Origin of the sequence: Paenibacillus sp. 2KB_20 (assembly GCF_052115765.1) — a bacterium.
GTDB lineage: Bacteria > Bacillota > Bacilli > Paenibacillales > Paenibacillaceae > Paenibacillus_AQ.
This window is the reverse complement of sequence record NZ_JBFRHH010000003.1, coordinates 477,855-502,079: the sequence shown is the minus strand read 5'-3', so window position 1 is coordinate 502,079 and position 24,225 is coordinate 477,855. Positions and strand designations below refer to the sequence as shown.

Here is a 24,225-nt window from a genome sequence, read left to right as displayed (position 1 = left end):
TTAGTATCAAATAGATTCTATGAACTCTATGAGAGGCATAGAAATGAATTAAGCAGTTTTTATACCCTATTCAGCAGCCGATTTACGGTATTGAAGACGGTTATTTTAGGATGTCGTTAGGAGGGTTTTGTGGTATGTCAGCAGTGAGACAGGATGCATGGAGTGCAGAGGACGACCTAATATTGGCGGAGGTGACTCTTCGTCATATTCGTGAGGGCAGCACCCAATTGGCTGCCTTTGAGGAAGTGGGAGAAAGAATCGGCCGGACATCGGCAGCATGTGGATTTCGTTGGAATAGCTGCGTTCGCAAGAAATATGAGGATGCTATTAGCTTGGCGAAATCTCAGCGTCAAAAGAGAAGTTATTATAAAAAACAGCCTTCGGTAAGTGGACCGCAGGTTGCCGGCTTGGCTGCTCCGGAACTGGAGCACGATGTCTATAAGAATGATGGTGCAAGTGAAGAAACACTGTCCATCGATGCCGTTATCCGTTTCCTTCGTCAGTGGAAGGGCGGGCTTCAGGAAAGTTCACGTCAGTATAAATTGCTTGAGAAGAACTTGCGTGAAAAAGAGGATGAGCTTTCAAGACTCCGCAGTGAGAATCAAAGGTTATTGAAGGAAGTCAGCGAAGTGAAAACGGACTATCATGTGGTCAATGACGATTATAAGGCACTGATTCAGATCATGGATCGGGCACGCAGACTTGCTTTCTTAAATGAAGAAGACGAGGAGCTTAAAACACGCTTCAAAATGGACGCAAACGGTAATCTGGAACGAATCGAATAGGTAAAGGTTATCTTGCTCTAGCCGTAACCCGCATTAGTGCATTCCATGCGCTTTGGCGGGTTATTTGTGCGTATCGAGGATTATTCTGATATATACTAGGACTAGTACTTCGTGGTTGATTACAATAATGGGGGATTATGATGAATATCCATATTATCGGAGCTGGCTCATTGGGGCTATTATATGCGGGTAAACTTGCGAATTCAGGGTGCCGTATCACGTTATGGTGCCGAAGCGAGGAGCAGGCGGACAAGCTTCGGGCTTCCGGCATAACCATCGAGGAGAAGGGGCAGCACCAGGTCGTTGACGCCCATGCGTTCTCGGTCTGTTCATGGTCAACCTTTGCGCAGTCGGGTGGCGCTGGCGATGCGGATTATCTTTTCCTCATGCTGAAGCAGCAAGGGATTGAAGAGATGGCAACGGAGATGCTGGCTCAATATGGTCAAGAACATCGGAGACTAATATGTTTTCAGAACGGTACAGGCCATTTGGAGCGGCTTCAAGACCTGCTGCCGGTATGGACGATCTACGCTGCCATTACTACGGAAGGGGCCAAGCGTTCAAGCAGCGTCTCTGTTTTGCATGCCGGTCATGGAACGACGACAATCGGCAAAATGATGCCCGCTGGGAGCCCATTAGATCCTTTCTCTCAAGAAAATCATGAAATTGAACTGGTTAAACAGCTGAATAGAGCAGGATTTGAAGCTTTTTTGTCGAATCAAATGGATGAGATGATTTATCGCAAGCTGTTGATGAACGCAGTCATTAATCCATTGACTGCATTGTGGCGGATTCCTAACGGAGCGCTGTTATCTTCCCCTGAACGAGTCAGGCTCATGAAGCAGTTATATCATGAAGGCATCGCCGTATATGAAGCGGGTGGAATTCCTTACGGAAGCGGGCTGTGGGAATGGGTTATATCCGTCTGCCAATCGACTTCAGGTAACACGTCCTCCATGCTTAAGGATGTAATGGACGGCAGAACGACGGAAGTTGCCTGGATTAACGGAAGTATTGTCCGTTTGGGCCAAAAATATGGCATTTCTGTTCCAACACACGAGCTGGTCACGCAGCTCATCGAGGGGATGAATACATAGGGGGTCTTAGCATGGGTTTCTTGCAGGGGCTGTTTCAAACATTAAGTTCTTTTCCGTTCATTCCGTTTTTACTGGTTTATTTCATTGTCTTGCAAAGAAATAAAAATCGAAAGCAAGCGCTGGAGCTGGCCATGGATGTTACCACATTTTTTATGCTGTTTTCGGTCTCCGCCTTGTTTAATAATATATTCCAGTCCAAATTCGGTTTCTATCTCATACTCCTCATGCTGCTCATTGCAGCGGGGCTGATCGGCAGTGCGCAGAACCGCTGGAAAGGCAAGGTTAATGGTAAAAGGCTGCTGCGCGCCGTGTGGCGCCTCGGGTTTGTCAGCATGAGTTTCGGGTATATCATATTCACATTTTTTGGTGTCCTCTCCTACATAATTAAGATGATGTAAGAATAATCTAATAACTAGAATTTTATGATAAATCTGTTTGATCTTTGGGTCAGGCAGATTTTTCAATTTATTGATTTCTGGATTTTTTTGACCACTGGTTGTATAATCGATAAGCATATACCTAAAATCTATGAGGGGGATACCGCAAGATGAAGAAACAAAAGAAATTAATGCTTCTTATGACGTTAATTCTTGCTTTCAGCTCAGTTTTAGCAGCATGTGGAGCTGACAAGAACGATGGCGCCAATAAAGGCGGAACGGCGGACAAGCCTAAAGAGCAAGTCTTCCGTATGAACCTTGCTTCCGACCCTCCTACATTGGATCCGGGCTTGGCTCAGGATAACACGTCGAATACAGTAATCAGTGCTGTGTTTGAAGGTTTGGTTCGGAAGGGTGCAGACGGCTCAGAAGAGCCTGGCGTAGCCGAAAAATGGGATGTTTCTGAAGATGGATTGAAATATGTCTTCACCCTTCGCAAAGATGCCAAATGGAGTAACGGCGATGCAGTAACGGCAAAAGATTTTGAGTATGCATGGAAACGCGTACTTGATCCGAACTTTACTCCAGCATCACCATATGCGTATCAGCTCTATTACATTAAGAACGCTGAAGCTTACAATCTTGGAGAGATCAAAGACGCCAACGAAGTCGGCGTAAAAGCAACCGATGATTATACGCTCGAAGTAACGCTGGCAAACCCAACGCCATACTTCCTCAGCTTGATGTCATTCCAAACCTACTTCCCGATTCACAACTCCGTTGAAGGTAATGCTTCTTGGGCAACTAAACCGGAAACATTGATTGGTAATGGTCCGTTCAAAGTTTCACAAATGACCAAAGGTCAAAAGATCGAGCTTGTGAAGAACGACCAATATTGGGACAAGGATGCAATCAAACTTGAAAAAGTTCAAATGAGTATCGTGAACAGTTCTGCAACTGAACTTTCAAGCTATCGTAACGATGAATTGGATTATGCAGGACATCCAACAGGGAATATTCCGACGGATCAGCTGAATGCGATCAAGAAGGAATTGGGCGATGAACTGATGATTAAAGGTATTTCATCGACGTATTTCTATATCTTTAACACAACAGAAGAACCATTTGACAATGTGAACATCCGTAAAGCTTTCGCAATGGCGATTGATCGTCAGGCGATCGTAGAGAAAATCACGCAAGGTGGACAACTTCCTGCACATGGTTTTGTTCCTCCTGGTATCAAGGGTGAGTCCGACGAGTACCGTAAAGAGGTACCGGATACTTACTTCGATGAAAATCTTGAAGAAGCTAAGAAACTGCTCGAGCAAGGTATGAAGGAAAAAGGCTATACCACATTACCGGAAGTTACTTTAATTCATAACTCCGATGACAACCATAAGAAAATTGCGCTTGCTATTGCAGATATGTGGAAGAACAATCTCGGCGTTAGTGTGAAGGTACAAAACCAAGAGTGGGGCGTATTCCTGAAGAACCGTGATGCTTTGAACTATCAAGTGGCACGATCCGGTTGGGGAGCAGACTATAACGACCCGATGACTTATATCGATATGTGGACATCCAACGGCGGCAACAATGACACTGGCTTCAAGAGCGAAGAATATGACCAGCTTGTGAAGGATGCTTATGCAACTAGCGATAACGCTAAACGCATGGAGCTGATGTCCAAAGCTGAGAAAATTCTCGTTGAAGACAACCAAGTTGTTATGCCGATCTACTACTACTCCAGTGTGTCCCTGGTTAAACCATGGGTGAAGAATCTTCATCTGGATTATAAGGGTGATATCGATTTCACACGTGCATATATCGAGTAGTCTTTTGTAAACCATTTATAAAAGACTACGGTTCGGGATATATATGTGGGGCACTTCAAACCTCATATATATCCCGATTTTTTTGTATGAGCACAAGGTTTCCAAATCTTGTGTCCGTTGGTGAAAGTTAAGGGATGCCAGTTCCGTTCTAGAATAATACAATTATATAGACGGCTTGGTTTAGAACAACTGATCAGGAGGCTAGCGAAATGCTGAGGTATGTGGCGAGTAAGTTTTTTTATATGCTTGTATCGTTGTTCATACTGATCTCAGCCACTTTTTTTCTTATGAAAGCCATACCGGGCGATCCGTTTATGGGAGAGAAAAAGCCATCGCCTGAAATTTTGGCGAGGCTGATGGAGCAGTATGATTTAGATAAACCGGTATTTCAACAATATACGAAATACTTGGGCAATATCGTTCAGGGTGACTTTGGTTTGTCTATGAAAAAACAGGGGCAATCCGTCACTGATATTATTGTTGATACATTTGGCCCTTCACTTCGATTGGGTCTTGTCGCGATCGTAGTATCTGTTATTGTGGGTGTCCTGCTGGGGATGCTTGCAGCTCTGTATCACCGCAAGCTGATTGACAACATCGCCATGATTATCTCGGTTCTCGGGATCGCGGTACCGAGTTTTGTACTCGCGTCATTGTTGCAATACGTTCTCGCAGAGAAAGCGGGCATTTTCAATGTTATGGGCTTTGAAGGACCGCTCGACTACGTGCTTCCTGTTATGGCTCTATCTGCTCAGCCGATTGCATTTATCGCGCGATTAACGCGATCCAGCATGCTGGAAGTACTGCATTCGGATTATATCAAGACGGCGAAGGCCAAGGGTCTTAACTGGTTCGCTATTATGTTCCGCCACGTGATCCGAAACGGGATATTGCCGGTCGTAACTTATGTCGGCCCAATGACAGCGAACATCATTACCGGTTCGGTCGTTATTGAACAGATCTTCGGTATTGGCGGCATTGGCAAGCAGTTTGTGGAAAGTATCACAAACCGCGATTATACAGTCATTATGGGGATTACCATATTCTACGGCATCTTGCTGATGCTGGCGCGTTTCATTACAGATATCGTATATGTATTTGTGGATCCACGCATTAAATTGACCGGCGGGAAGGAGGGGTAGACATGGAGAAAGAACAAAGTATGCCTCATCCTGCGGCACTAAACTTGAAGCCTGAAGATTTTCAGAAGATTGGTCCTGATGAGAAACAATCCGAGGTAATACAGCGTGAAAGTTTGTCCTCCTGGAGAGATTCATGGGAAAGATTGCGCAAGAACAAGCTTGCTATGTCCGGCTTGATTATTATGATCCTGATTGTCATCATGGCCATTATCGGCCCGATGATCTCTAACTATGATTATGAAACGAATGATTTGATGAATACGAATATGCCGCCTTCATCAGAACATTGGTTTGGAACCGACGATCTGGGCCGCGACGTTTTTGTTCGTACTTGGATGGGTGCTCGGATTTCCTTGACCGTTGGTCTTGCAGCAGCTGCGATTGACTTGATGATTGGTGTAATATATGGCGGCATCATGGGTTATTTCGGTGGCCGTATCGATGAGTTTATGAATAAGTTTGCCGAAATTTTGTATTCCATTCCGTACCTGCTCGTTACGATTTTGCTGTTGGTTGTATTTGAACCAAGTTTAGGAACGATCATACTCGCCTTAACCATCACCGGTTGGATTAACATGTCCTGGATTGTGCGGGGCGAGATTATGCAGCTTAAGAACAGAGAATATGTCCTCGCTTCACGTTCGATGGGTGCGGGAACCGGGCGCCTGTTGTTCCGGCATTTGATTCCGAATGCGATGGGTCCGATTATCGTTACCTTGACCCTGTCGGTTCCAAGTGCGATCTTTGCCGAGGCTTTCCTGAGCTTCCTTGGTCTTGGAGTTCAAGCACCAATTGCTTCATGGGGCTCCATGATTAATGATGCCCTGTCCGGATGGATGTACTATCCATGGCGGATGTTGTTCCCTGCTCTATTTATCAGCTTGACGATGTTAGCATTTAACATTTTCGGTGATGGATTGCGTGATGCGCTGGATCCGAAATTGAAAAAATAGGAGGTGGGAAGGTATGGAACCGATCTTGCAGGTAAAGGACCTCAACGTATCGTTTCGTGTTCGCGGCGGTGAAGTAAAAGCAGTCCGCGGCATGAATTTTGAAGTCGGCAAGGGGGAGACGGTTGCCATCGTCGGTGAGTCCGGAAGCGGTAAAAGTGTTACCGCCCAGACCATTATGCGATTGATTCCGTCCCCGCCCTCAGAAATAAAAAAGGGTGAGGTCATTTTCCAAGGACAAGACCTTCTCAAAAAAACAAATAAACAGATGGAAGCGATTCGCGGCAAGGATATCGGGATGATCTTCCAGGATCCAATGACGTCGCTAAACCCGACCATTCGAATAGGTAAGCAAATTACGGAGGTGCTGATCAAGCACCAGGGGATGTCTTTCTCCGAAGCCAAAAAACACGCCATAGAAATGCTGAAGCTGGTGGGTATCAAAAATGCGGAGGAGCGCTTCAATCAGTATCCGCATGAGTTCTCCGGCGGTATGCGGCAGCGTGCGATGATCGCCATTGCGCTTGCATGTAAGCCGACGCTGCTGATTGCGGACGAACCGACAACGGCACTCGACGTGACCATTCAGGCACAGATTATGGACGTTATGAAGGAAATGCAGGAACGCTTGGGCACATCGATCATTCTGATCACGCATGACCTCGGCGTTGTTGCCGGCATGTGTGACCGTGTCATCGTAATGTATGCAGGTGAAGTGGTGGAAACAGGAACGAAATGGGAGATTTTCAAAAATCCGCAGCATCCTTACACCAAAGGTTTGCTTCGCTCCATGCCTCGTCTGGATCAGAAGAAAGACGAACCGCTTATTCCGATTATCGGAACACCACCGGATCTGATCAAACCGCCTGTAGGCTGTCCGTTCGCCGCTCGCTGTGATGAAGCTATGCGAATTTGTGAACGGGTGGATCCGGGCGCAACGGAATTTAGCGACACGCATATGGCCCGCTGCTGGAATCTGCATCCGATGGCGAAGGAGGCGCAGGGTTCATGAAGGATAACCACTTGATTGAGGTAAAAGGCTTGAAGAAGTATTTTAACGTGGGCAAAGGCCAGATTCTTAAAGCAGTTGACGACCTGAACTTCTATATCCGTGAAGGCGAAACGCTTGGCATGGTGGGAGAGTCGGGTTGTGGTAAATCAACAGCAGGACGGACGATTCTTCGTCTCTATGAACCTACGGCCGGCAGCGTTAATTTTAACGGAACGGATATTTACAAGCTGTCTCCGGGCAAGATGAAGGCGATGCGCCGCGATATGCAGATGATCTTCCAGGATCCGTATGCCTCGCTGAATCCAAGATTCACGGTGTCGGATATTATCGGAGAAGCTTTGGATATTCACGGCATGGCCGGCAGCCGAGCCGAACGCAAGAAGCGGATTGAGGAGCTGCTGGATATGGTCGGCTTGAATAGTGACCACTCGACGCGTTACCCTCATGAATTCTCCGGCGGTCAGCGTCAACGGATCGGGATTGCTCGTGCTCTTGCGGTAAACCCTAAATTCATCATATGCGACGAGCCGATCTCGGCGCTTGACGTTTCGATTCAGGCACAGGTTGTCAACCTGCTCAAGGATTTGCAGGACCGTTTGGGCTTGACCTATCTCTTCATTGCGCATGACCTGTCCATGGTCAAGCATATCAGTGACCGGGTAGCGGTTATGTATTTGGGTAAAATGGTGGAGCTAGCAGACAGTGAAGAGCTGTATGCAAATCCGATCCATCCTTATACCAAGACCTTGTTGTCCGCAATTCCGATTCCGGATCCAGAAATTGAGGCAAACAAAAAGCGGCTCAAGCTGGAAGATGATATGCAGGGGCCGATTTCAGCTGCCAAAGGCGAAGACGGAACGGTTCAACTGGATGTGAAGGATTCGGAATTGGTCGAAGTGTCCAAAGGACACTGGGTTGCAAAAGCCTACGCTTGAACAACCGGACCTGAATATGAGAAAGCTGCTTCAAGAATAGCCGCTGGCATCGTGCCGGCGGCTATTCTTTTCCTTTGACGCAGAATGCCAACATTCGGTACAATCAAGAAAGGCAAAATGTTATAGAATAAATTAAATTTCATGCACAATCTAGATTTGGTTGCGACGTAGAATAGGAGGAATACCTCATGAATATCGTTCCGGAACCATTATCCCTCGCTTCGCGTCTCGCTCAGGATTATATTCATCACTTCGACCGGGTAAGCGGGTTCTACGGTGAAGATTACCGCGGCGAGCACAGCTATGCAGAGCGGGTACAATGGCTGGATCTTTCGGAAGACAAACGAATTCAGCGTAAAGCGCTGGCAGATTGCCTTCGGACGTATAATCAGAAACACAATGATCATCCCGCTGTACATAAATCACTCCAACTTTTGGAGCAGCCAGGAACGGTTACCATGGTTGGTGGACAACAAAGCGGTTTGTTCACCGGACCTCTGCTTGTCATATATAAAGCAATTACCGTCATTCAAGCGGCCCGCGAAGCGGAAGAGCGCTTGAATCGTCCTGTCGTGCCTGTATTTTGGATCGCCGGGGAGGATCATGATTGGGATGAAGTGAATCATACGTACTTGCTGAGTCAGGATCAGCAGCTTTCCAAGGTCAAGCTTGATGCCAAGGACGGACTCAGGACGTCGGTTAGTTATACTGACGTTGCTGAAGAAGATTGGAATGCAATGCTGGCAGAGCTCCAGATTCAACTGGCAGACAGCGAATATAAGGCGGATCTGCTGAAGATGGCCAGGGAATCGTTTGACGGTTTGGCTGGACTCAGCGAGGCATTTGCTAAACTCATCAGCTGTATGTTCGGCAAATATGGGCTAATACTCCTGGATTCTGCAGATCCGGGACTGCGGGCGTTGGAAGTGCCCGTATTCGAATCACTGATTACCCGCAACGAAACAATGGGACTTTCGTACCAGCAGGCAGCAAGGGATATCGCAGGTTTGGGTTATGAAGTGCAGGCTGATGTATCCGAGAATGGGGCCAACTTGTTCTACTTGCATGAAGGCAGACGCTTGCTGCTTTACCGAGAAGGACGTGTATTCTCAGACCGGAAAGGCATCATTACGCTCACGGAGGAAGAACTGCTTCGGGATTTGCATCAGCATCCTGAACGCTTCAGCAACAATGTGCTGACCCGTCCAATTATGCAGGATTCGCTGCTGCCCGTGCTCGGAACGATACTCGGTCCAGGCGAGATTTCTTATTGGGCGATTACGCGCTATGCATTTTCCGACTTAGGTTTGCAGATGCCGCTGATCATCCCGAGAATGTCATTCTCCATCGTTGATGGAACCGTCCATAAGCTTATGGAGAAATATGGATTGTCCTTCGAGGATGTTCACCTCCGTTTGTCTGAGAAGCGTGAGGCTTGGCTTGCCAGCAAGGATGAGTTGAATCTTGAAGAACGATTCAGTCAAACCCGGGAACAATTTGAAGCATTATATCAGCCTTTAATAGAAGATCTTGGCAAAATGCAAAGTGGACTGTTAAAATTAGGTCTAACCAATAAAGAAAAAATATTGGAGCAGATGGATTACCTGTTAAGTAAATCCCGGAATGCCTTGGAACAGCAGCATGAGGCCGCACTGGCACAGTGGAAACGCATTGAACAGACACTGATGCCGGAAGGGAAACCTCAGGAGAGGGTGTATAATATCCTGGAATACATGAATCGTTATGGATTGAATCTGGTGGATCGCCTGATGGAAATCCCATACGTTGCTTCGGGCATTCACAGGGTCGTTTACGTATAATGATCAGGAATTCAATCATCAGATCATAGGAGGCCGTTAAATGAGCTCATCATCAATACAAACCAGCAATATTACCGACTTGAAACTGGCACCGGAAGGTCATTTGAAAATTGATTGGGTGAAGGCGCATATGCCGGTATTGAACCGGGTGCGTGAACAATTCGAGAAAGAACAGCCATTCAAAGGGTTGAAAGTCGCCATCTCCTTGCATCTGGAAGCCAAGACCGCTTATCTGGCGAAAGTCGTTCAGGCTGGCGGAGCTGAAGTGACAATTACGGGCAGTAATCCGTTGTCTACTCAAGATGATGTGTGTGCCGCATTGGTAGAAGACGGGATCACGGTGTTTGCCAAGTATAACCCGGATCCTGCAGAATACAAGCAGCACCTCATTTCAACACTCGAGACCAGACCCGATCTGATCATTGACGATGGCGGGGATCTCGTAACGATCCTTCACTCGGAACGTACGGATCTGCTTGAAGGAATTCGAGGCGGTGCGGAAGAGACAACGACAGGCATCCTGCGCCTGAAATCTTTGGAGAAGGAAGGCTCTCTGAACTTCCCGATGGTTGCCGTGAATGATGCATACTGCAAATACTTATTCGATAACCGTTATGGTACTGGACAATCGGTCTGGGACGGAATTAACCGGACGACCAACCTGGTGGTTGCAGGCAAGACCGTCGTTGTCGTAGGGTATGGCTGGTGCGGGAAGGGCGTCGCTATGCGTGCCAAAGGTCTTGGTGCCAACGTCATTGTGACCGAGATTGATGCAATTAAGGCCGTTGAAGCTTATATGGACGGCTTCCGCGTCATGCCAATGCACGAAGCAGCCAAATTGGGAGACTTCTTTGTCACCGTCACGGGTAACCGCGATGTCATTAGTGGGGAAGACTTTGATGTCATGAAGGACGGTGCCATTTTATCCAATGCCGGTCACTTCGATGTGGAAGTCAATAAACCGGATTTGTCAGAACGGTCTCAATCGGTTCGGACGGTTCGGCGGAATATTGAAGAATATCATCTGAAAGATGGTCGTAAGATTTATTTGCTAGCCGAAGGCCGTTTGGTGAATCTGGCGGCAGGTGACGGACATCCGGCAGAAATTATGGATATGACGTTTGCGCTTCAAGCTTTGTCTCTCAAACACGTGAATGATCAGTACAAGAACATCGGTAACCACGTAGTAAATGTTCCTTACGAATTGGATGAACAGGTTGCCTTATATAAACTGGAAAGTCTAGGTATTACAATCGACAGTCTGAGCGCTGAGCAAAAGTCTTACTTGGACAGCTGGGCTCAGCACTAAACAGCAGCAGCTTTAGATCATTTGCAAACCTCCTTTCCATCCCCGAGTGGGATGAAAGGAGGTTTTTTGTGCGAATGTCCTGAGAGAAAGTTCCAAAAAAACAAATGCTCGTTAGAAGGTATTTGATTCTTGACGCCGAATCTATTATCCTAAAGTGGTGGAAAGTGGTGCAAAGTGGGGAATCGGGGTTAAGGGGTGGAGTGCCTGATGTTCATGGGGGAGTTTCAACATAGCATCGACGATAAGGGGAGAATCATCATCCCTGCTAAATTTCGTGACCTCCTGGGCACCTCGTTTATCGTAACCCGCGGATTGGACAATTGCCTCTTTGTATACCCCAAAGATGAATGGGCCATCATGGAGCAGAAGCTCAAATCCCTGCCACTCATGAAGTCGGATGCACGCGCATTCACTCGGTTTTTTTTCTCCGGGGCGACGGAATGTGAATGGGATAAACAGGGAAGGGTAAATTTGCCGGGCAATTTGCGCGAGTTCGCCAAGCTCGAGAAGGAATGCGTTGTCATCGGCGTATCGAGCCGAGTGGAGATCTGGAGCAAGGAGCAGTGGCAGAATTACTATCAGCAGTCGGAGGAAGCATTCAACGACATTGCTGAGAAGCTGGTAGACTTTGATTTTGATTTATAACCAGCTAGGAACAACGTATTGAAATGGACAAGTTACACTTAAAAATCATGAATGAGACACAATGGAGGGCTGCAGCTTTGTTCCATCACATCACAGTGCTTAAGCAAGAAGCAACAGAAGGGCTGCGCATCAAACCAGACGGTATATATGTTGACTGTACGCTCGGGGGAGCAGGGCACAGCTCGCTTATTGCTTCCCAACTAAGTTCGAAGGGCCGGTTAATCGCACTGGATCAGGATGACTGGGCATTGAATAATGCCCGGGAAGTCATGAAGCCTTATGTGGACCGGATCACTCTTGTCAAAACCAATTTTCGTGATTTGGAGGAGGTGCTCCGAAACGAAGTGGAGGTTGACGAGAACGGGCAGCCGCAAGTTGACGGTATACTGTTCGATTTGGGCGTATCCTCTCCGCAGTTCGATGAAGGGGAGAGAGGCTTTAGTTACAACCATGATGCCCCGCTTGATATGCGGATGGATCAGTCCGCTGAGCTTACCGCAGCCAAGATTGTAAACGAATGGCCAGAACAGGAAATCGCACGAATATTGTATGAATACGGCGAAGAGAAATTTTCAAGACGAATTGCCAAGGTCATTGTTGAAAGAAGGGCACAGAGTCCTATTCAAACAACGGGTGAGCTTGTCGAAATGATTAAGGAAGGGATTCCGGCCGCAGCTCGGAGAACGGGCGGCCATCCGGCGAAACGAAGTTTTCAAGCGTTTCGGATTGCGGTAAATGATGAGCTTGGCGCATTCAAAGATGCGCTTCACCAAGCCGTGAGATGTCTTGCACCAGGAGGAAGAGTTTCAGTAATCACTTTTCACTCGCTCGAAGACCGGATATGCAAACAGATTTTTAACAGCTACATTCCCAAGTGTACGTGCCCTCCAGACTTTCCGATGTGTGTGTGCGGAGGCGGCCAAGGTGATCTGAAACTGGTGAACCGCAAACCGCTTATGCCCTCTGCGGAAGAGATTGAGAGTAATCCAAGGGCACGATCGGCGAAGCTGCGGATTGCGGAGAAACTGTAGAAACATAAAATCCCTGAAGAAGGAGAATCAGCCATGGCCTACACACGCGGCAATTTAGCCGTACAGGAGAGACAGAAGGAAACGCAGCAGTCCGCTTATCTCGAGAAGACAAAAGTCGTCAAACGTCGTTCCCAGCTTCCGCAAAAAGAAAAGCTGCTGTATATGTTGTCCGTGGTGTTTGTGGTTGCCGTCATGGGCGTCATTGGCATGAGTCATGTTCATTCCTATGACTTAAATCGGCAAATTCATGATACCGACAATAATATACTCAAAGCGAAACGAGATATTGATCAGCTTCAGGTTGAAAAGCAAACACTGGAGACACAAATATTGGACAAGGCAAAAGAGTTGGGTTATGTGCCTATTGAGGATAAAAATACGATCCATCTATCACCCGTCTCGGGTTCATCCGGGACACAGAATTCGGACTCGGGACAAAATGATTGAAGTGTGAGGTTTTGACCGATGATAAAAAAAATCAAACTGCGTACCGTGCTAATAGGGGGATGTATAACCCTCTTTTTTGCTTTATTGATTGGTCGGGTCTTTTGGCTGCAGGTAATCGATAACGACTTCTGGAAGGCCGAGGCTTTGAAGAAGTGGTCTCGGACCCAACCACTGCCTTCTTCTCGGGGTACTATTTTGGATCGGAATGGCAATATCCTGGCTATGGACGCCCCTGCCTTTACAGTTATTGTGAACCCTGCGGTCATCCAGGCTAACGGCTTGGAGAATGAGGTAGTTCAAGGACTGCATGAAATTCTTGGTAAGGATGAGGATCAGCTTCGTGAAATGGTCCAAGCTAAAGGCAAGGATGGGGAATACCTCAAAGGCGTGGAAGTCCGCAATGAGGGATGGAAGATCGACAAGGAAAAGAAGGGCGAGGTTGAAGAGTTTAGTGAAAGCTTGAATCAAAAATTAAAGGCTGCCGGTAAGGTTCCCGATTCGGGAATCGGCTTTCAGCGAGAGTCAAAACGATTCTATCCAAAAGAGACAAGGGCTGCACATATCTTGGGCTATACCGATCGTCAGGGTAACGGTATCGGAGGCATTGAGCAGTATTATGACGACAAGCTGAAGGGAACCGACGGATTCGCTTCTTATAAGAGTGACAAGAAGGGGGTCAAGCTGCCGAGCGAGAACGATTTATATCAGCCTGCAATAAATGGGAAAAATTTAGTGCTGACGACCGACGATACAATCCAGTATTATATCGAGGAAGCGATGCGCGACACATATAACCAATATAAACCAATCAGTATGACGGTAATCGCAGCGGATCCGAACACGATGGAAATACTGGGGATGGCCAACATGCCGACTTTTGATCCCAATACATATTCGAAATGGAATCAAAAGAATTTTAACAATCATGCCGTGCGGTCCATCTATGAGCCGGGATCGACTTTCAAAATTGTAACGCTGGCCAGTGCAGTTCAGGAGAAGCTGTTTAACCCGGGTGCTATTTATCAATCCGGATCCATAAGAGCCGGTGGAAGAACTCACCGGGATATTAACAGCGTAGGCTGGGGCCCTATCACTTACTTGGAAGGTGTCAAGAAGTCGAGTAACGTTGCTTTTGTCAAATTGGGATTCGAAATGCTTGGCAAGGAACGATTTACCAACTACATTCGTGAATTTGGGTTTACGAAGAAAACGGAAATTGACCTTCCGGGCGAAATTCTAGGTAGCGTAAATATGACTTATGATTCCGATATTTCAACCATGACCTACGGTTACGCTGTATCCGTAACGCCTATCCAACAGATTGCTGCGATTTCAGCCGTTGCCAATGGGGGCAAGCTCATGCAGCCTCATATGGTGAAGCAGATCGAGGACCCTAACACGGGTAAGGTTGAGAAAATCGAGCCGGAAGTTGTGCGTCAGGTTATATCTCCTGAGGCCGCAAGAGAAACAGGGACTTACCTTGAGCAGGTCGTAGCCGACCAATCCATTGGTACAGGTAAGCTTGCGTATATTGATGGCTACCGGGTTGCGGGCAAAACCGGTACCGCTATAAAATCCGGCGGCGGATATAAAGACCGTTCGAAACAAGTGGTTTCGTTCATCGGGTACGCTCCCGTCGAGAATCCGAAGATTGCCGTGCTGGTCATTATCGACGAACCGAACGTGGAACAGGGCGGTGGTAAGCTGGCAGCACCGATATTCAAAGAAATCGTCTCCAAGACCTTGAATTATTGGGGCGTTCCCAAATCGAATGAGGCTCAGGATAAAGAAAAATCGAATGCAGGCACGACGGTGAAGGACTCCCTGAAAGCACCAGACTTTACGGGGCTGAAGCTGAGTGACGTAAAAGCCAAGCTGCTGAAGGATGGAGTGGCATTTGAGACCTTGGGCAACGGAAACACGGTGAAAGAGCAATATCCGCCTGCAAATGCGATCATTAGTGCAGGGCAACGGATCTATCTTCTTACTGAGGATAGCCCAACGATGAAAATCCCGAATTTAGAGGGTGAATCGCTCAGGGACGCCATGGAAGTACTCACCTTGATGAAAGTAAAGGTTAATGTTCAAGGTGAGGGCTACGTTGTTTCGCAATTGGAAGCCAAGGAGAATGGCCAGCGAATCGTGCAGTTAACCCTGAAATCGGCGCAAGAGTTAATAACGGGAAGCAGCAGCTCTGATGAAACATCATCCGATGGCAACGAAGATCCTAACGGGGAAGAATCCACCGATGAAGAAACTGAAACAACAGGCAGCGCAGGAGGGGAATAGCTTGTTCTAACCCGGGTTTGTCCCGAATACTCATGTGAAGAACGCATAATCATGAGCTTTCGGGTTCAAACAGGGAGGGAAGCTTAGGTGAAAGTATCCAAGGTATCGCAGCGGAGAAGACTGCTCTGGAGCCTGCTGCTGCTGCTCCTGCTGTTCTCGGCACTGATCATCAGATTGGCATATGTGCAGATTGGGAAAGGCGCGGAGCTGTCGGCGAAAGCGGAGAATCTCTGGCGCCGTGACATTCCGTTTGCGGCACAGCGTGGTGAAATTTTGGATCGTAACGGAACCGCATTGGTTACGAATATAACGACACCGACCATTTGGGCGATTCCTGTACAAATCAAAGATCCGGACCATACGGCCGAGACCTTGGCTGGGCTTATCAGCATGGACAAAGCCGATATCAAGAAAATCATTACGAAACGTTCGAGGTTGGAACGGATAAATCCCGGTGGACGAAAAATTACGATGGAGCTGGCTCAGGAAATTCGTGATTTGAAGCTGCCGGGTATCGTTGTTGCTGAGGATAACAAACGGTATTATCCCTATGGCGATCTCGCAGCCCATATTTTGGGGTTCACGGGGGCCTACAGTCAGGGTCTTACCGGCTTGGAAGCCATGCATGACGACAAGCTGAAGGGCTTTGAAGGCGGAATATCCTATCTGTCCGATGCAGGCGGAAGAATCATGCCGGGCTCCTCGGAGAAGTATGTCGAGCCTCGTGATGGTCTGAATCTGGAGCTAACGATCGATAAATCGATCCAGTCCATTATGGAGCGGGAGCTTGACCAAGCCATGGTGAAGTATCAGGCGAATGGGGCTTGGTCGATTGCCATGAATCCCAAGACGGGCGAGATTTTGGCGATGACTAGCAGGCCGGGTTATTCTCCTGCTAATTACCAGCAGTTTTCAGCGGAGACGTATAATCGCAACCTGCCGATCTGGATGACCTATGAACCGGGCTCGACGTTTAAGATTATTACACTTGCCGCTGCCCTTGAAGAGGACAAGGTCAATCTGAAGAACGATCACTTCTTTGACAGTGGGGCGGTAGAGGTCGGAGGAGCAAGACTGCGCTGCTGGAAAAAAGGCGGTCATGGCAGCCAGACTTTCATGGAGGTTGTCCAGAACTCCTGCAACCCGGGCTTTGTGGCGTTAGGTCAGAAGCTGGGCAAGGAAAGCCTGTTCCAGTATATCCGCGATTTTGGCTTTGGGGCCAAGACGGGCATCGATTTGAATGGGGAAGAGAATGGCATCCTGTTCAAACTCGCTAACGTCGGTCCGGTTGAGTTAGCCACAACGGCATTTGGGCAGGGAGTATCCGTTACGCCGATCCAGCAGGTTGCGGCAGTGTCTGCGGCCATTAACGGCGGCAAATTGTTTAAGCCGCATGTGGCCAAGGCGTGGGTCAATCCGGAGACGGGAGAGACGGTTGAGGAAATCAAGCCGGAGCTCGTCAGACAAGTGATCTCGGAAGAAACATCCAAGCAAGTGCGCGAGGCGCTCGAGAGCGTTGTCGCCAAAGGGACCGGACGTCCGGCCTTCATTGACGGTTATCGCGTCGGAGGGAAGACGGGAACTGCCCAGAAGGTTATTAACGGCCGCTACTCGTCGACCGAGCATATTGTATCGTTTATCGGATTCGCACCTGCCGATGATCCTGAGATTGTGGTGTACACTGCGGTAGATAATCCGAAGGGCATTCAGTTCGGTGGTGTCGTAGCTGCTCCAATCGTACAGAACATCCTGGAGGATGCGCTGCATTATATGAAGGTTCCACCGCGTAAAGATCAGCTTGCCCGCGAGTATAAATATGGCGAGACGCCAACCGTGACTGTGCCGAATCTGGTCGGAGCGACCATTCAGGATCTGTACGAGGATCTGAATATGAATTTCATGCTGGCCAAGTCCGGGACCGGCAACACGGTGATTTCCCAGGCCCCGAAGCCGGGAAGCCGGGTGGAGCGGGGGGCTACCATTCGGATTTATATGGGTGAAGACCCGGAGGAATCCAAGCACGAACATTAAGGCATCATCCGGTTCACGAGCGGGACGGATGATGCAGATATATAGAGAGAGGGATAACAATGAAATTGAAGCAAATATCATCCGTATTGGCTGCTGCTGTTATCAAAGGATCCGGAGATGTTGAAATAACGGGGATTGAAACAGACTCGAGACAAGTGAAAGCGGGGGATTTGTTCATTTGTCTGCCGGGTCATACGGTAGATGGGCACCAGTTTGCAGCCCAGGCCGCCGACCAAGGCGCTGCGGCATTGGTCGTTGAGCGTAAGCTTGAGGTAGACCTTCCGCAAGTCATCGTGAAGGACAGCCGCTTTGCGATGGCGGGTTTGGCGAATGCCTTTTTTAATCAGCCAAGCTCCCGCATGAAGATGATCGGTGTAACCGGAACGAACGGCAAGACCACGACAACGTATTTGATTGAGTCGATCATGAACGATTACGGTCTGAAGACCGGACTCATCGGCACGATTCAAATGAAATACGACGGCCGTTCGTTCCCGATGCCGAGAACAACGCCCGAGGCGTTGGAGCTTCAGCGTTACTTGAACGATATGGCGAACGCAGGCACCGAGTGCTGCGTGATGGAGGTATCCTCGCATGCGCTCGAACAGGGGCGGGTGAAGGGAACGGATTTCCGGACGGCCATATTCACAAACCTGACGCAGGATCATCTTGACTATCATCATACGATGGAAGAATACCGCGGGGCAAAAGGACTATTTTTCTCCCGGCTGGGCAACGCTTTTGCCAAGGATGAATCATCGCGCAAATATGCTGTCTTGAATGCGGATGATGAGGCTTCAGCTTATTTTGCCAAGCAGACGGCAGCGGAAGTGATTACCTATGGTTTGGGAGACGATGCGGATATACGAGCAAGCAACATCTCGATCACCGCTCAAGGGACCTCGTTCCATGTGGATACATTCCGCGGCAGTGCCGATATTTCAATTCGAATGGTAGGGAAATTCAACGTGTATAACGCCATGGCCGCGATTGCTGCCGCGCTTCTTGAGGGAATCCCGCTCGAGGATATCAAGAACAGCCTGGAATCCGTACCCGGAGTCGACGGCCGCGTTGAGGTCGTGGATGAGGGTCAGCCGTACGCTGTGATTGTGGATTATGCACATACGCCGGACGGACTCGAAAATGTGCTGCGTACCGTTAATGAATTTGCTGAAGGACGGGTGCTCACGGTATTCGGCTGCGGCGGCGACCGGGATCGGACCAAACGGCCGATCATGGGTAAAATTGCCGCGAAATATAGCGATGTTGTATTGGTGACTTCCGATAATCCCCGTACCGAAGACCCGAATTTGATCCTGAAGGATATCGAAGCCGGCTTGATTGAGGACGGAGTGGCAACAGAAAGCTACAAGCTCATCGTCGATCGCCGGAAGGCGATTGAAAAGGCTATTGAAATGGCAAGCCCGGGCGATGTAGTATTGATTGCGGGGAAAGGTCATGAGACCTACCAGCTGATTGCGGGCGAAGTGCTAGATTTTGACGACCGCATCGTAGCCAAAGACGCGATAAGGGGCAGACAATAGTGATCCATAAATCATTAAAGAGCATCGCCGACATGTGCGGCGGGACGCTCTCACGTAACCAAGATGACAGCATTATCATTCAAGGGGTCGGTACCGACTCCCGAACCATACAGCCGGGGAATCTGTTTGTTCCGATTGTCGGCGAGAAATTTGACGGGCATACGTTTGCCGAGAGCGTGCTTGCCAGCGGAGCGGGCGCAGTGCTCTGGCAGAGAGATCATCAACCGATTCCCGACGACCTGCCGCTCATTCTCGTTAAGGATACGTTAACGGCACTCCAGTCGCTTGCTGCGGCCTATTTGTCCGAGAGCCGTGCAAAGGTGATCGGCATTACCGGCAGCAACGGGAAAACGACAGTGAAGGACATGGTGTCCGCACTGCTTGAAACCACGTTTAAGGTTCACAAGACGCAAGGCAATTACAACAATCATATCGGTCTTCCGTTAACCGTACTCGCGATGAAGGAAGATACCGATGTGATCGTGCTTGAGATGGGCATGAGCGGACGTCGCGAGATTGAACTGCTTTCGACCATTGCGCGTCCGGATATGACGGTGATTACTAACGTAGGGGAAGCGCATATGCTTCAGCTAGGTTCGCGCGAAGAAATCGCCCGCGCCAAGCTTGAAATCATCAGCGGCATGAAGCCAGGCGGATTGCTGATCTATCACGGGGACGAACCGTTGATCCGTCAGGTGCTTGCTGAAGAAGCTACGGTGAAGCCTGAAGGACTGCGAACGTTTACGTTCGGCAATCAAGAAACCAATGATGATTATCCGACGGGACTCATGTTCCATGCAAGAGGCATCATATTCACTTCGAACCGGCATGCGGGCGAAGGCTTCAGCTTACCGCTTCTCGGTCGTCATAATGTAGTCAACGCGCTGGCGGCGATGGCTGTAGCGGCCCATTTGGGAATCGGCGATGAAGCCATTCGCAGCGGCTTTGCCAATCTGAAGCTGTCGAGTATGCGGATCGAAGCTGTGGAGACTGCGTTCGGGGTCACCGTGCTGAATGATGCTTACAATTCCAGTCCTACCGCGGTCAAGGCGGCAGTGGACGTGCTTGGAGATATGAAAGGCTACCACCGACGGATTGCCGTTCTCGGGGACATGCTGGAACTTGGTCAGCGGGAAGAGGAATTCCATGCCGAGATTGGAGATTATTTATCTCCGGACAATGCGGATCTTGTGTTCACCTTCGGCCCATTGTCGCTTCACACGGCGAAGAAAGCGAAAGATCGCTTCCCTGAAGGGGCTGTGCTTCCGTTTACGGATAAAGAGCAGCTGATCGAGGCTTTGCTGGAGCGGGTAACGGAGAAGGATATCGTATTGGTGAAAGCTTCGCGCGGCATGAGACTGGAACACGTGGTTGACGCCTTGAAGGCCCTGCCTGGCGGCAACAATGGAGTGAGGGGGTGAGCTGATGGACTTTCAATTGCTGTTATTGACAATCGGTGTAGCGTTTGTGCTTGCGGTGATATCGGCTCCGCTGCTCATTCCGCTGCTGCGGAGGATGAAGTTCGGCCAGCAGGTAAGGAGCGACGGTCCGCAGAGTCACTTGAAAAAAGCCGGGACGCCCACGATGGGCGGCGTTGTAATTTTGCTTGCTTTTACACTGACTTATATTAAATTTTCACCTGTCGATACTGATTTCTATGTAATGATCGTAGCCACGCTCGGTTTTGGTTTGATCGGCTTTCTTGACGACTATATTAAGATCGTATTTCGCAGATCATTAGGACTCACGGCTAGACAGAAGCTGTTTGGACAGCTTCTGTTTTCCGGTATTATGTGCTGGTTGTTGATCTCCAACGGCCATAGCACGGCAATAAGCGTTCCAGGAATGGATTGGTCCTTTGATTGGGGGCCGTGGTTCTATTATCCGTTCATCGTGGTCATGATGCTTGCGATTAGCAACGCGGTCAATTTCACCGATGGATTGGATGGTCTTCTGTCCGGTGTGAGTGCAATTGCCTTTGGTGCTTATGCCATTGTGGCGATCCAGTCTACCTCGTTTGCGGCGGCATTCTGTGCAGCAGCGATGATCGGCGCGGTTCTCGGTTTTCTGGTATTTAACGCTCACCCTGCCAAGGTGTTCATGGGAGACACAGGCTCTTTAGGAATCGGCGGTGCCATTGGCGCCATTGCTATCGTAACCAAGAGCGAGCTGCTGTTCCTGATCATTGGCGGAGTCTTCGTCATCGAGATGCTATCTGTTGTGCTTCAGGTGATCTCTTTCAAAACCCGGGGCAAACGAATATTCAAAATGAGCCCGATCCATCACCATTACGAATTATCCGGTTGGTCGGAGTGGCGCGTCGTCTTTACATTTTGGGCCGTGGGACTGATACTTGCGGGACTCGGACTTTATATCAACAAGGGGTTGTAACATATGAAGCAGCTAGATGACTATCGGGATAAGCATATCGTAGTATTGGGCCTTGCCAAAAGTGGAGTACAGGTAGCTAAAGTGCTGCATCAAGCTGGGGCTTTCGTCATTGTAAATGATAGAAAGGAAAGAGAACAGTGTCCTGAAGCTTCGGAGCTCGAGGCTTTGGGTATTTCTGTTATTTGCGGTGGACATCCCGATGATCTTATTCATCCCGGTGTGACGCTTCTTGTCAAAAATCCCGGAATTCCATATTCCGTCCCGCCTGTTCAAAAAGCGCTTGAGCTTGAGATTCCTGTCGTGACTGAAGTTGAAATCGCCTATCACCTGTGTGAAGCTCCGATCATCGGCATTACGGGCTCGAATGGCAAAACAACAACGACAACCTGGGTGGGCAAGCTGCTGGAAAGCGCAGGTCTTTCCCCGATTGTAGCCGGTAATATCGGCACGCCTCTATCTGAGGCTGCAGCAGAAGCAACTGAAAACGACTGGATGGTCGTTGAGCTGAGCAGCTTTCAGTTAAAAGGAACACAGGCGTTCAGACCGCGCATTGCCTGCCTTCTCAACGTTGCGGAAACACATCTTGATTACCATGGCGGAATGGATGATTATATTGCATCCAAAGCCAAGCTGTTCGCCAACCAGACTGCGGATGATACCGCTGTGCTCAATTGGGATGATCCCGTGTGCAGAAACCTTGTTCCGTATATCAAGGCGCGCATCGTGCCTTTTTCGATGAGTGAGAGCCTTCGTGAAGGGGTTCACGTCATGCCGCCGTATGCTGCCGGTGCCCAGGACTCGGACGAAGACGATCAAGGGCGTACCGTGATTTATACAGATGGCGAAGGGTTTACGCATGAGATCATCCGTGTGGAGAACATCGGACTGCCCGGAAGATTTAATGTAGCGAATGCATTGGCAGCTTGTGCAATTGCCATAGCGGCCGGCGTTGCCCCCGATAAGCTGGAAGAAGCTTTGTCCAGCTTCCGAAGCGTTGAGCACCGCCTGGAATACGTTGCCGAACTTAAGGGCGTATCCTATTACAATAACTCGAAGGCAACGAACTCCAAGGCGACGCATATGGCGTTGACTTCGTTTAAGGAGCCTATCGTATTAATCGCTGGCGGGCTTGATCGTGGCTCGGATTACGAGGATTTGATTCCTTCTATGCAAGGAAGGGTGAAAGCCATCGTGCTTCTTGGCGAAACCAAGGAGAAAATCGCGAATGCTGCTGCCAAAGCCGGATTAAAGGACATCTTCCTCGTCGATAATGGAAAGGACGCCGCCGCGACTTTAACCTCGGCTGTCCAGAAGGCTGCCGGGCTGGCAGAGAGCGGGGATATTGTTCTACTATCTCCCGCATGTGCAAGCTGGGACATGTTTCCTTCCTTTGAGGTACGAGGACGCATTTTTAAAGAGGCGGTGCATAACCTTTAAGTAGGGGGGTGGATAAGCCCCTACTTAGGATGTACGAGGTGGCCTTTCCATGAACAAGAACCGCCAGGCGCCCGATCTGTGGCTGCTTATCTGTATTTTGGCCCTGCTGGCCATCGGAATCGTCATGGTATATAGCGCAGGATCCGTCCTCGCATTTCATGACTATGGCGATAAGTTTTATTTTGTGAAGCGTCAGCTGTTTTTTGCCTGTCTGGGGCTTGCCGCAATGTATTTCACATCGAAGACCGACTATCGGGTTTGGAAGAAATACAGCAAGCTTGCACTGCTGGTCTGCTTTTTTATGCTGATTATCGTACTTATTCCAGGGGTTGGCGTTGTTCGCGGCGGGGCCAGAAGCTGGCTCGGCATCAGCTCGTTCGGTATTCAGCCCTCCGAGTTTATGAAGCTGGGGATGATTCTGTTTCTATCACGCTGGCTTAGTAAGCAAGATTATGATATTACGTCTTTTACTAGGGGGCTTTTGCCGCCGCTTGGTTTGATCGGACTGGCATTCGGATTGATTATGCTGCAGCCTGATTTGGGTACGGGTGCCGTTATGCTGGGTGCTGCGATGATGATCGTTTTTACCGCAGGGGCACAGATGAAGCATCTGGGCTTTCTCGCATTAGGCGGGGTAGCCGGTTTCATTGGTTTGATTCTAACAGCCCCCTACCGGCTGAAGCGGATAACTGGATTTCTTGATCCGTGGTCCGACCCGCTTGGCGCAGGCTATCAGATCATCCAATCCCTCTATGCCATAGGGCCGGGGGGACTTGGCGGACTCGGACTTGGCATGAGCCGTCAGAAGTACGCTTATGTACCTGAACCGCAGACAGATTTTATTTTTTCGATCTTGGCCGAAGAACTTGGGTTTATTGGTGGTTTGATTGTCCTGCTCTTGTTCGCGGCCTTGGTGTGGCGGGGCATGAGGGTGGCCATGACCGTATCCGATGGCTTTGGAAGTCTGCTGGCTGTTGGTATTGTAGGCATGGTCGCCATACAGGTCGTTATCAATATCGGTGTCGTTATCGGTTTAATGCCGGTGACAGGGATTACGCTGCCGCTCATCAGTTACGGAGGCAGCTCACTGACGCTGATGCTGACGGCGCTGGGCATTCTATTAAATATTTCCCGTTATGCGAGGTGAAGGG

20 protein-coding genes are annotated in these 24,225 nt (G+C 49.0%); all 20 read left to right on the top strand.

All coding sequences use genetic code 11. From position 1 onward, the window contains the following. Positions 1-134 precede the first annotated feature (134 nt). The 20 genes from AB4124_RS11695 to spoVE all read left to right on the top strand — a co-directional run bounded on the left by AB4124_RS11695 (position 135) and on the right by spoVE (position 24,221). Positions 135-785 (top strand): RsfA family transcriptional regulator, encoded by a 651-nt coding sequence (locus tag AB4124_RS11695; RefSeq protein ID WP_076320619.1) that lies wholly within the window; start codon positions 135-137, stop codon positions 783-785. Positions 786-922: 137 nt separating this feature from the next. Then, a complete protein-coding gene (locus AB4124_RS11690) occupies positions 923-1,882 on the top strand; it encodes a ketopantoate reductase family protein (RefSeq protein WP_441972937.1) in 960 nt (319 codons plus the stop codon). Positions 1,883-1,893: 11 nt separating this feature from the next. Then, entirely contained in the window at positions 1,894-2,280 is a 387-nt protein-coding gene (locus AB4124_RS11685) for a DUF3397 domain-containing protein (protein ID WP_076320621.1), read from the top strand. 149 nt (positions 2,281-2,429) lie between these two features. Then, positions 2,430-4,091 carry a peptide ABC transporter substrate-binding protein gene (locus AB4124_RS11680; RefSeq protein WP_339271937.1) on the top strand — a complete coding sequence of 554 codons (1,662 nt, stop codon included), beginning with the start codon at positions 2,430-2,432 and terminating at the stop codon, positions 4,089-4,091. Positions 4,092-4,300: 209 nt separating this feature from the next. Further along, positions 4,301-5,233, top strand: a complete 933-nt coding sequence (locus AB4124_RS11675) for an ABC transporter permease (RefSeq protein WP_441972934.1) — start codon at positions 4,301-4,303, stop codon at positions 5,231-5,233. 2 nt (positions 5,234-5,235) lie between these two features. Further along, positions 5,236-6,186 (top strand): ABC transporter permease, encoded by a 951-nt coding sequence (locus AB4124_RS11670; RefSeq protein ID WP_379406548.1) that lies wholly within the window; start codon positions 5,236-5,238, stop codon positions 6,184-6,186. A gap of 13 nt (positions 6,187-6,199) precedes the next feature. Then, on the top strand, positions 6,200-7,195 hold the full coding sequence (locus AB4124_RS11665; protein ID WP_076320625.1) for an ABC transporter ATP-binding protein: 996 nt from the start codon (positions 6,200-6,202) through the stop codon (positions 7,193-7,195). After that, complete coding sequence (locus AB4124_RS11660) at positions 7,192-8,130, top strand: ABC transporter ATP-binding protein (RefSeq protein ID WP_098742740.1); 939 nt, start codon at positions 7,192-7,194, stop codon at positions 8,128-8,130. The genes AB4124_RS11665 and AB4124_RS11660 overlap by 4 nt, the downstream gene beginning before the upstream one ends. Positions 8,131-8,318: 188 nt before the next feature. Then, positions 8,319-9,950, top strand: a complete 1,632-nt coding sequence (bshC, locus tag AB4124_RS11655; protein ID WP_441972931.1) for a bacillithiol biosynthesis cysteine-adding enzyme BshC — start codon at positions 8,319-8,321, stop codon at positions 9,948-9,950. A 40-nt stretch (positions 9,951-9,990) separates the two neighbouring features. Further along, the gene (locus AB4124_RS11650) at positions 9,991-11,259 is read left to right on the top strand and encodes an adenosylhomocysteinase (RefSeq protein WP_076320628.1); all 1,269 of its coding nucleotides are present in this window, start codon (positions 9,991-9,993) and stop codon (positions 11,257-11,259) included. Positions 11,260-11,466: 207 nt separating this feature from the next. Continuing rightward, positions 11,467-11,904: a division/cell wall cluster transcriptional repressor MraZ gene (mraZ, locus tag AB4124_RS11645; RefSeq protein WP_009590832.1), complete on the top strand. Its 438-nt coding sequence runs from the start codon at positions 11,467-11,469 to the stop codon at positions 11,902-11,904. Between the two features lie 77 nt (positions 11,905-11,981). Next, entirely contained in the window at positions 11,982-12,935 is a 954-nt protein-coding gene (rsmH, locus tag AB4124_RS11640; RefSeq protein ID WP_339273450.1) for a 16S rRNA (cytosine(1402)-N(4))-methyltransferase RsmH, read from the top strand. A 33-nt stretch (positions 12,936-12,968) separates the two neighbouring features. After that, positions 12,969-13,382 carry a cell division protein FtsL gene (locus AB4124_RS11635; protein WP_076320630.1) on the top strand — a complete coding sequence of 138 codons (414 nt, stop codon included), beginning with the start codon at positions 12,969-12,971 and terminating at the stop codon, positions 13,380-13,382. 18 nt (positions 13,383-13,400) lie between these two features. Beyond that, positions 13,401-15,671, top strand: coding sequence for a penicillin-binding transpeptidase domain-containing protein (locus AB4124_RS11630; RefSeq protein ID WP_441972928.1), 2,271 nt, complete (start codon positions 13,401-13,403; stop codon positions 15,669-15,671). A gap of 87 nt (positions 15,672-15,758) precedes the next feature. Then, a complete protein-coding gene (locus AB4124_RS11625; RefSeq protein WP_441972926.1) occupies positions 15,759-17,702 on the top strand; it encodes a stage V sporulation protein D in 1,944 nt (647 codons plus the stop codon). Between the two features lie 59 nt (positions 17,703-17,761). Beyond that, positions 17,762-19,246, top strand: a complete 1,485-nt coding sequence (locus AB4124_RS11620; protein ID WP_441972924.1) for a UDP-N-acetylmuramoyl-L-alanyl-D-glutamate--2,6-diaminopimelate ligase — start codon at positions 17,762-17,764, stop codon at positions 19,244-19,246. Beyond that, positions 19,246-20,667 carry a UDP-N-acetylmuramoyl-tripeptide--D-alanyl-D-alanine ligase gene (locus AB4124_RS11615; protein WP_379406540.1) on the top strand — a complete coding sequence of 474 codons (1,422 nt, stop codon included), beginning with the start codon at positions 19,246-19,248 and terminating at the stop codon, positions 20,665-20,667. Before AB4124_RS11620 ends, AB4124_RS11615 begins: the two co-directional genes overlap by 1 nt. Before the next feature lie 4 nt (positions 20,668-20,671). Next, positions 20,672-21,637, top strand: a complete 966-nt coding sequence (mraY, locus tag AB4124_RS11610) for a phospho-N-acetylmuramoyl-pentapeptide-transferase (protein WP_076320635.1) — start codon at positions 20,672-20,674, stop codon at positions 21,635-21,637. A gap of 3 nt (positions 21,638-21,640) precedes the next feature. Further along, positions 21,641-23,074 carry a UDP-N-acetylmuramoyl-L-alanine--D-glutamate ligase gene (gene murD, locus AB4124_RS11605; RefSeq protein ID WP_430181683.1) on the top strand — a complete coding sequence of 478 codons (1,434 nt, stop codon included), beginning with the start codon at positions 21,641-21,643 and terminating at the stop codon, positions 23,072-23,074. A 49-nt stretch (positions 23,075-23,123) separates the two neighbouring features. Continuing rightward, a complete protein-coding gene (gene spoVE, locus AB4124_RS11600) occupies positions 23,124-24,221 on the top strand; it encodes a stage V sporulation protein E (RefSeq protein ID WP_076320637.1) in 1,098 nt (365 codons plus the stop codon). Positions 24,222-24,225: the final 4 nt, after the last annotated feature.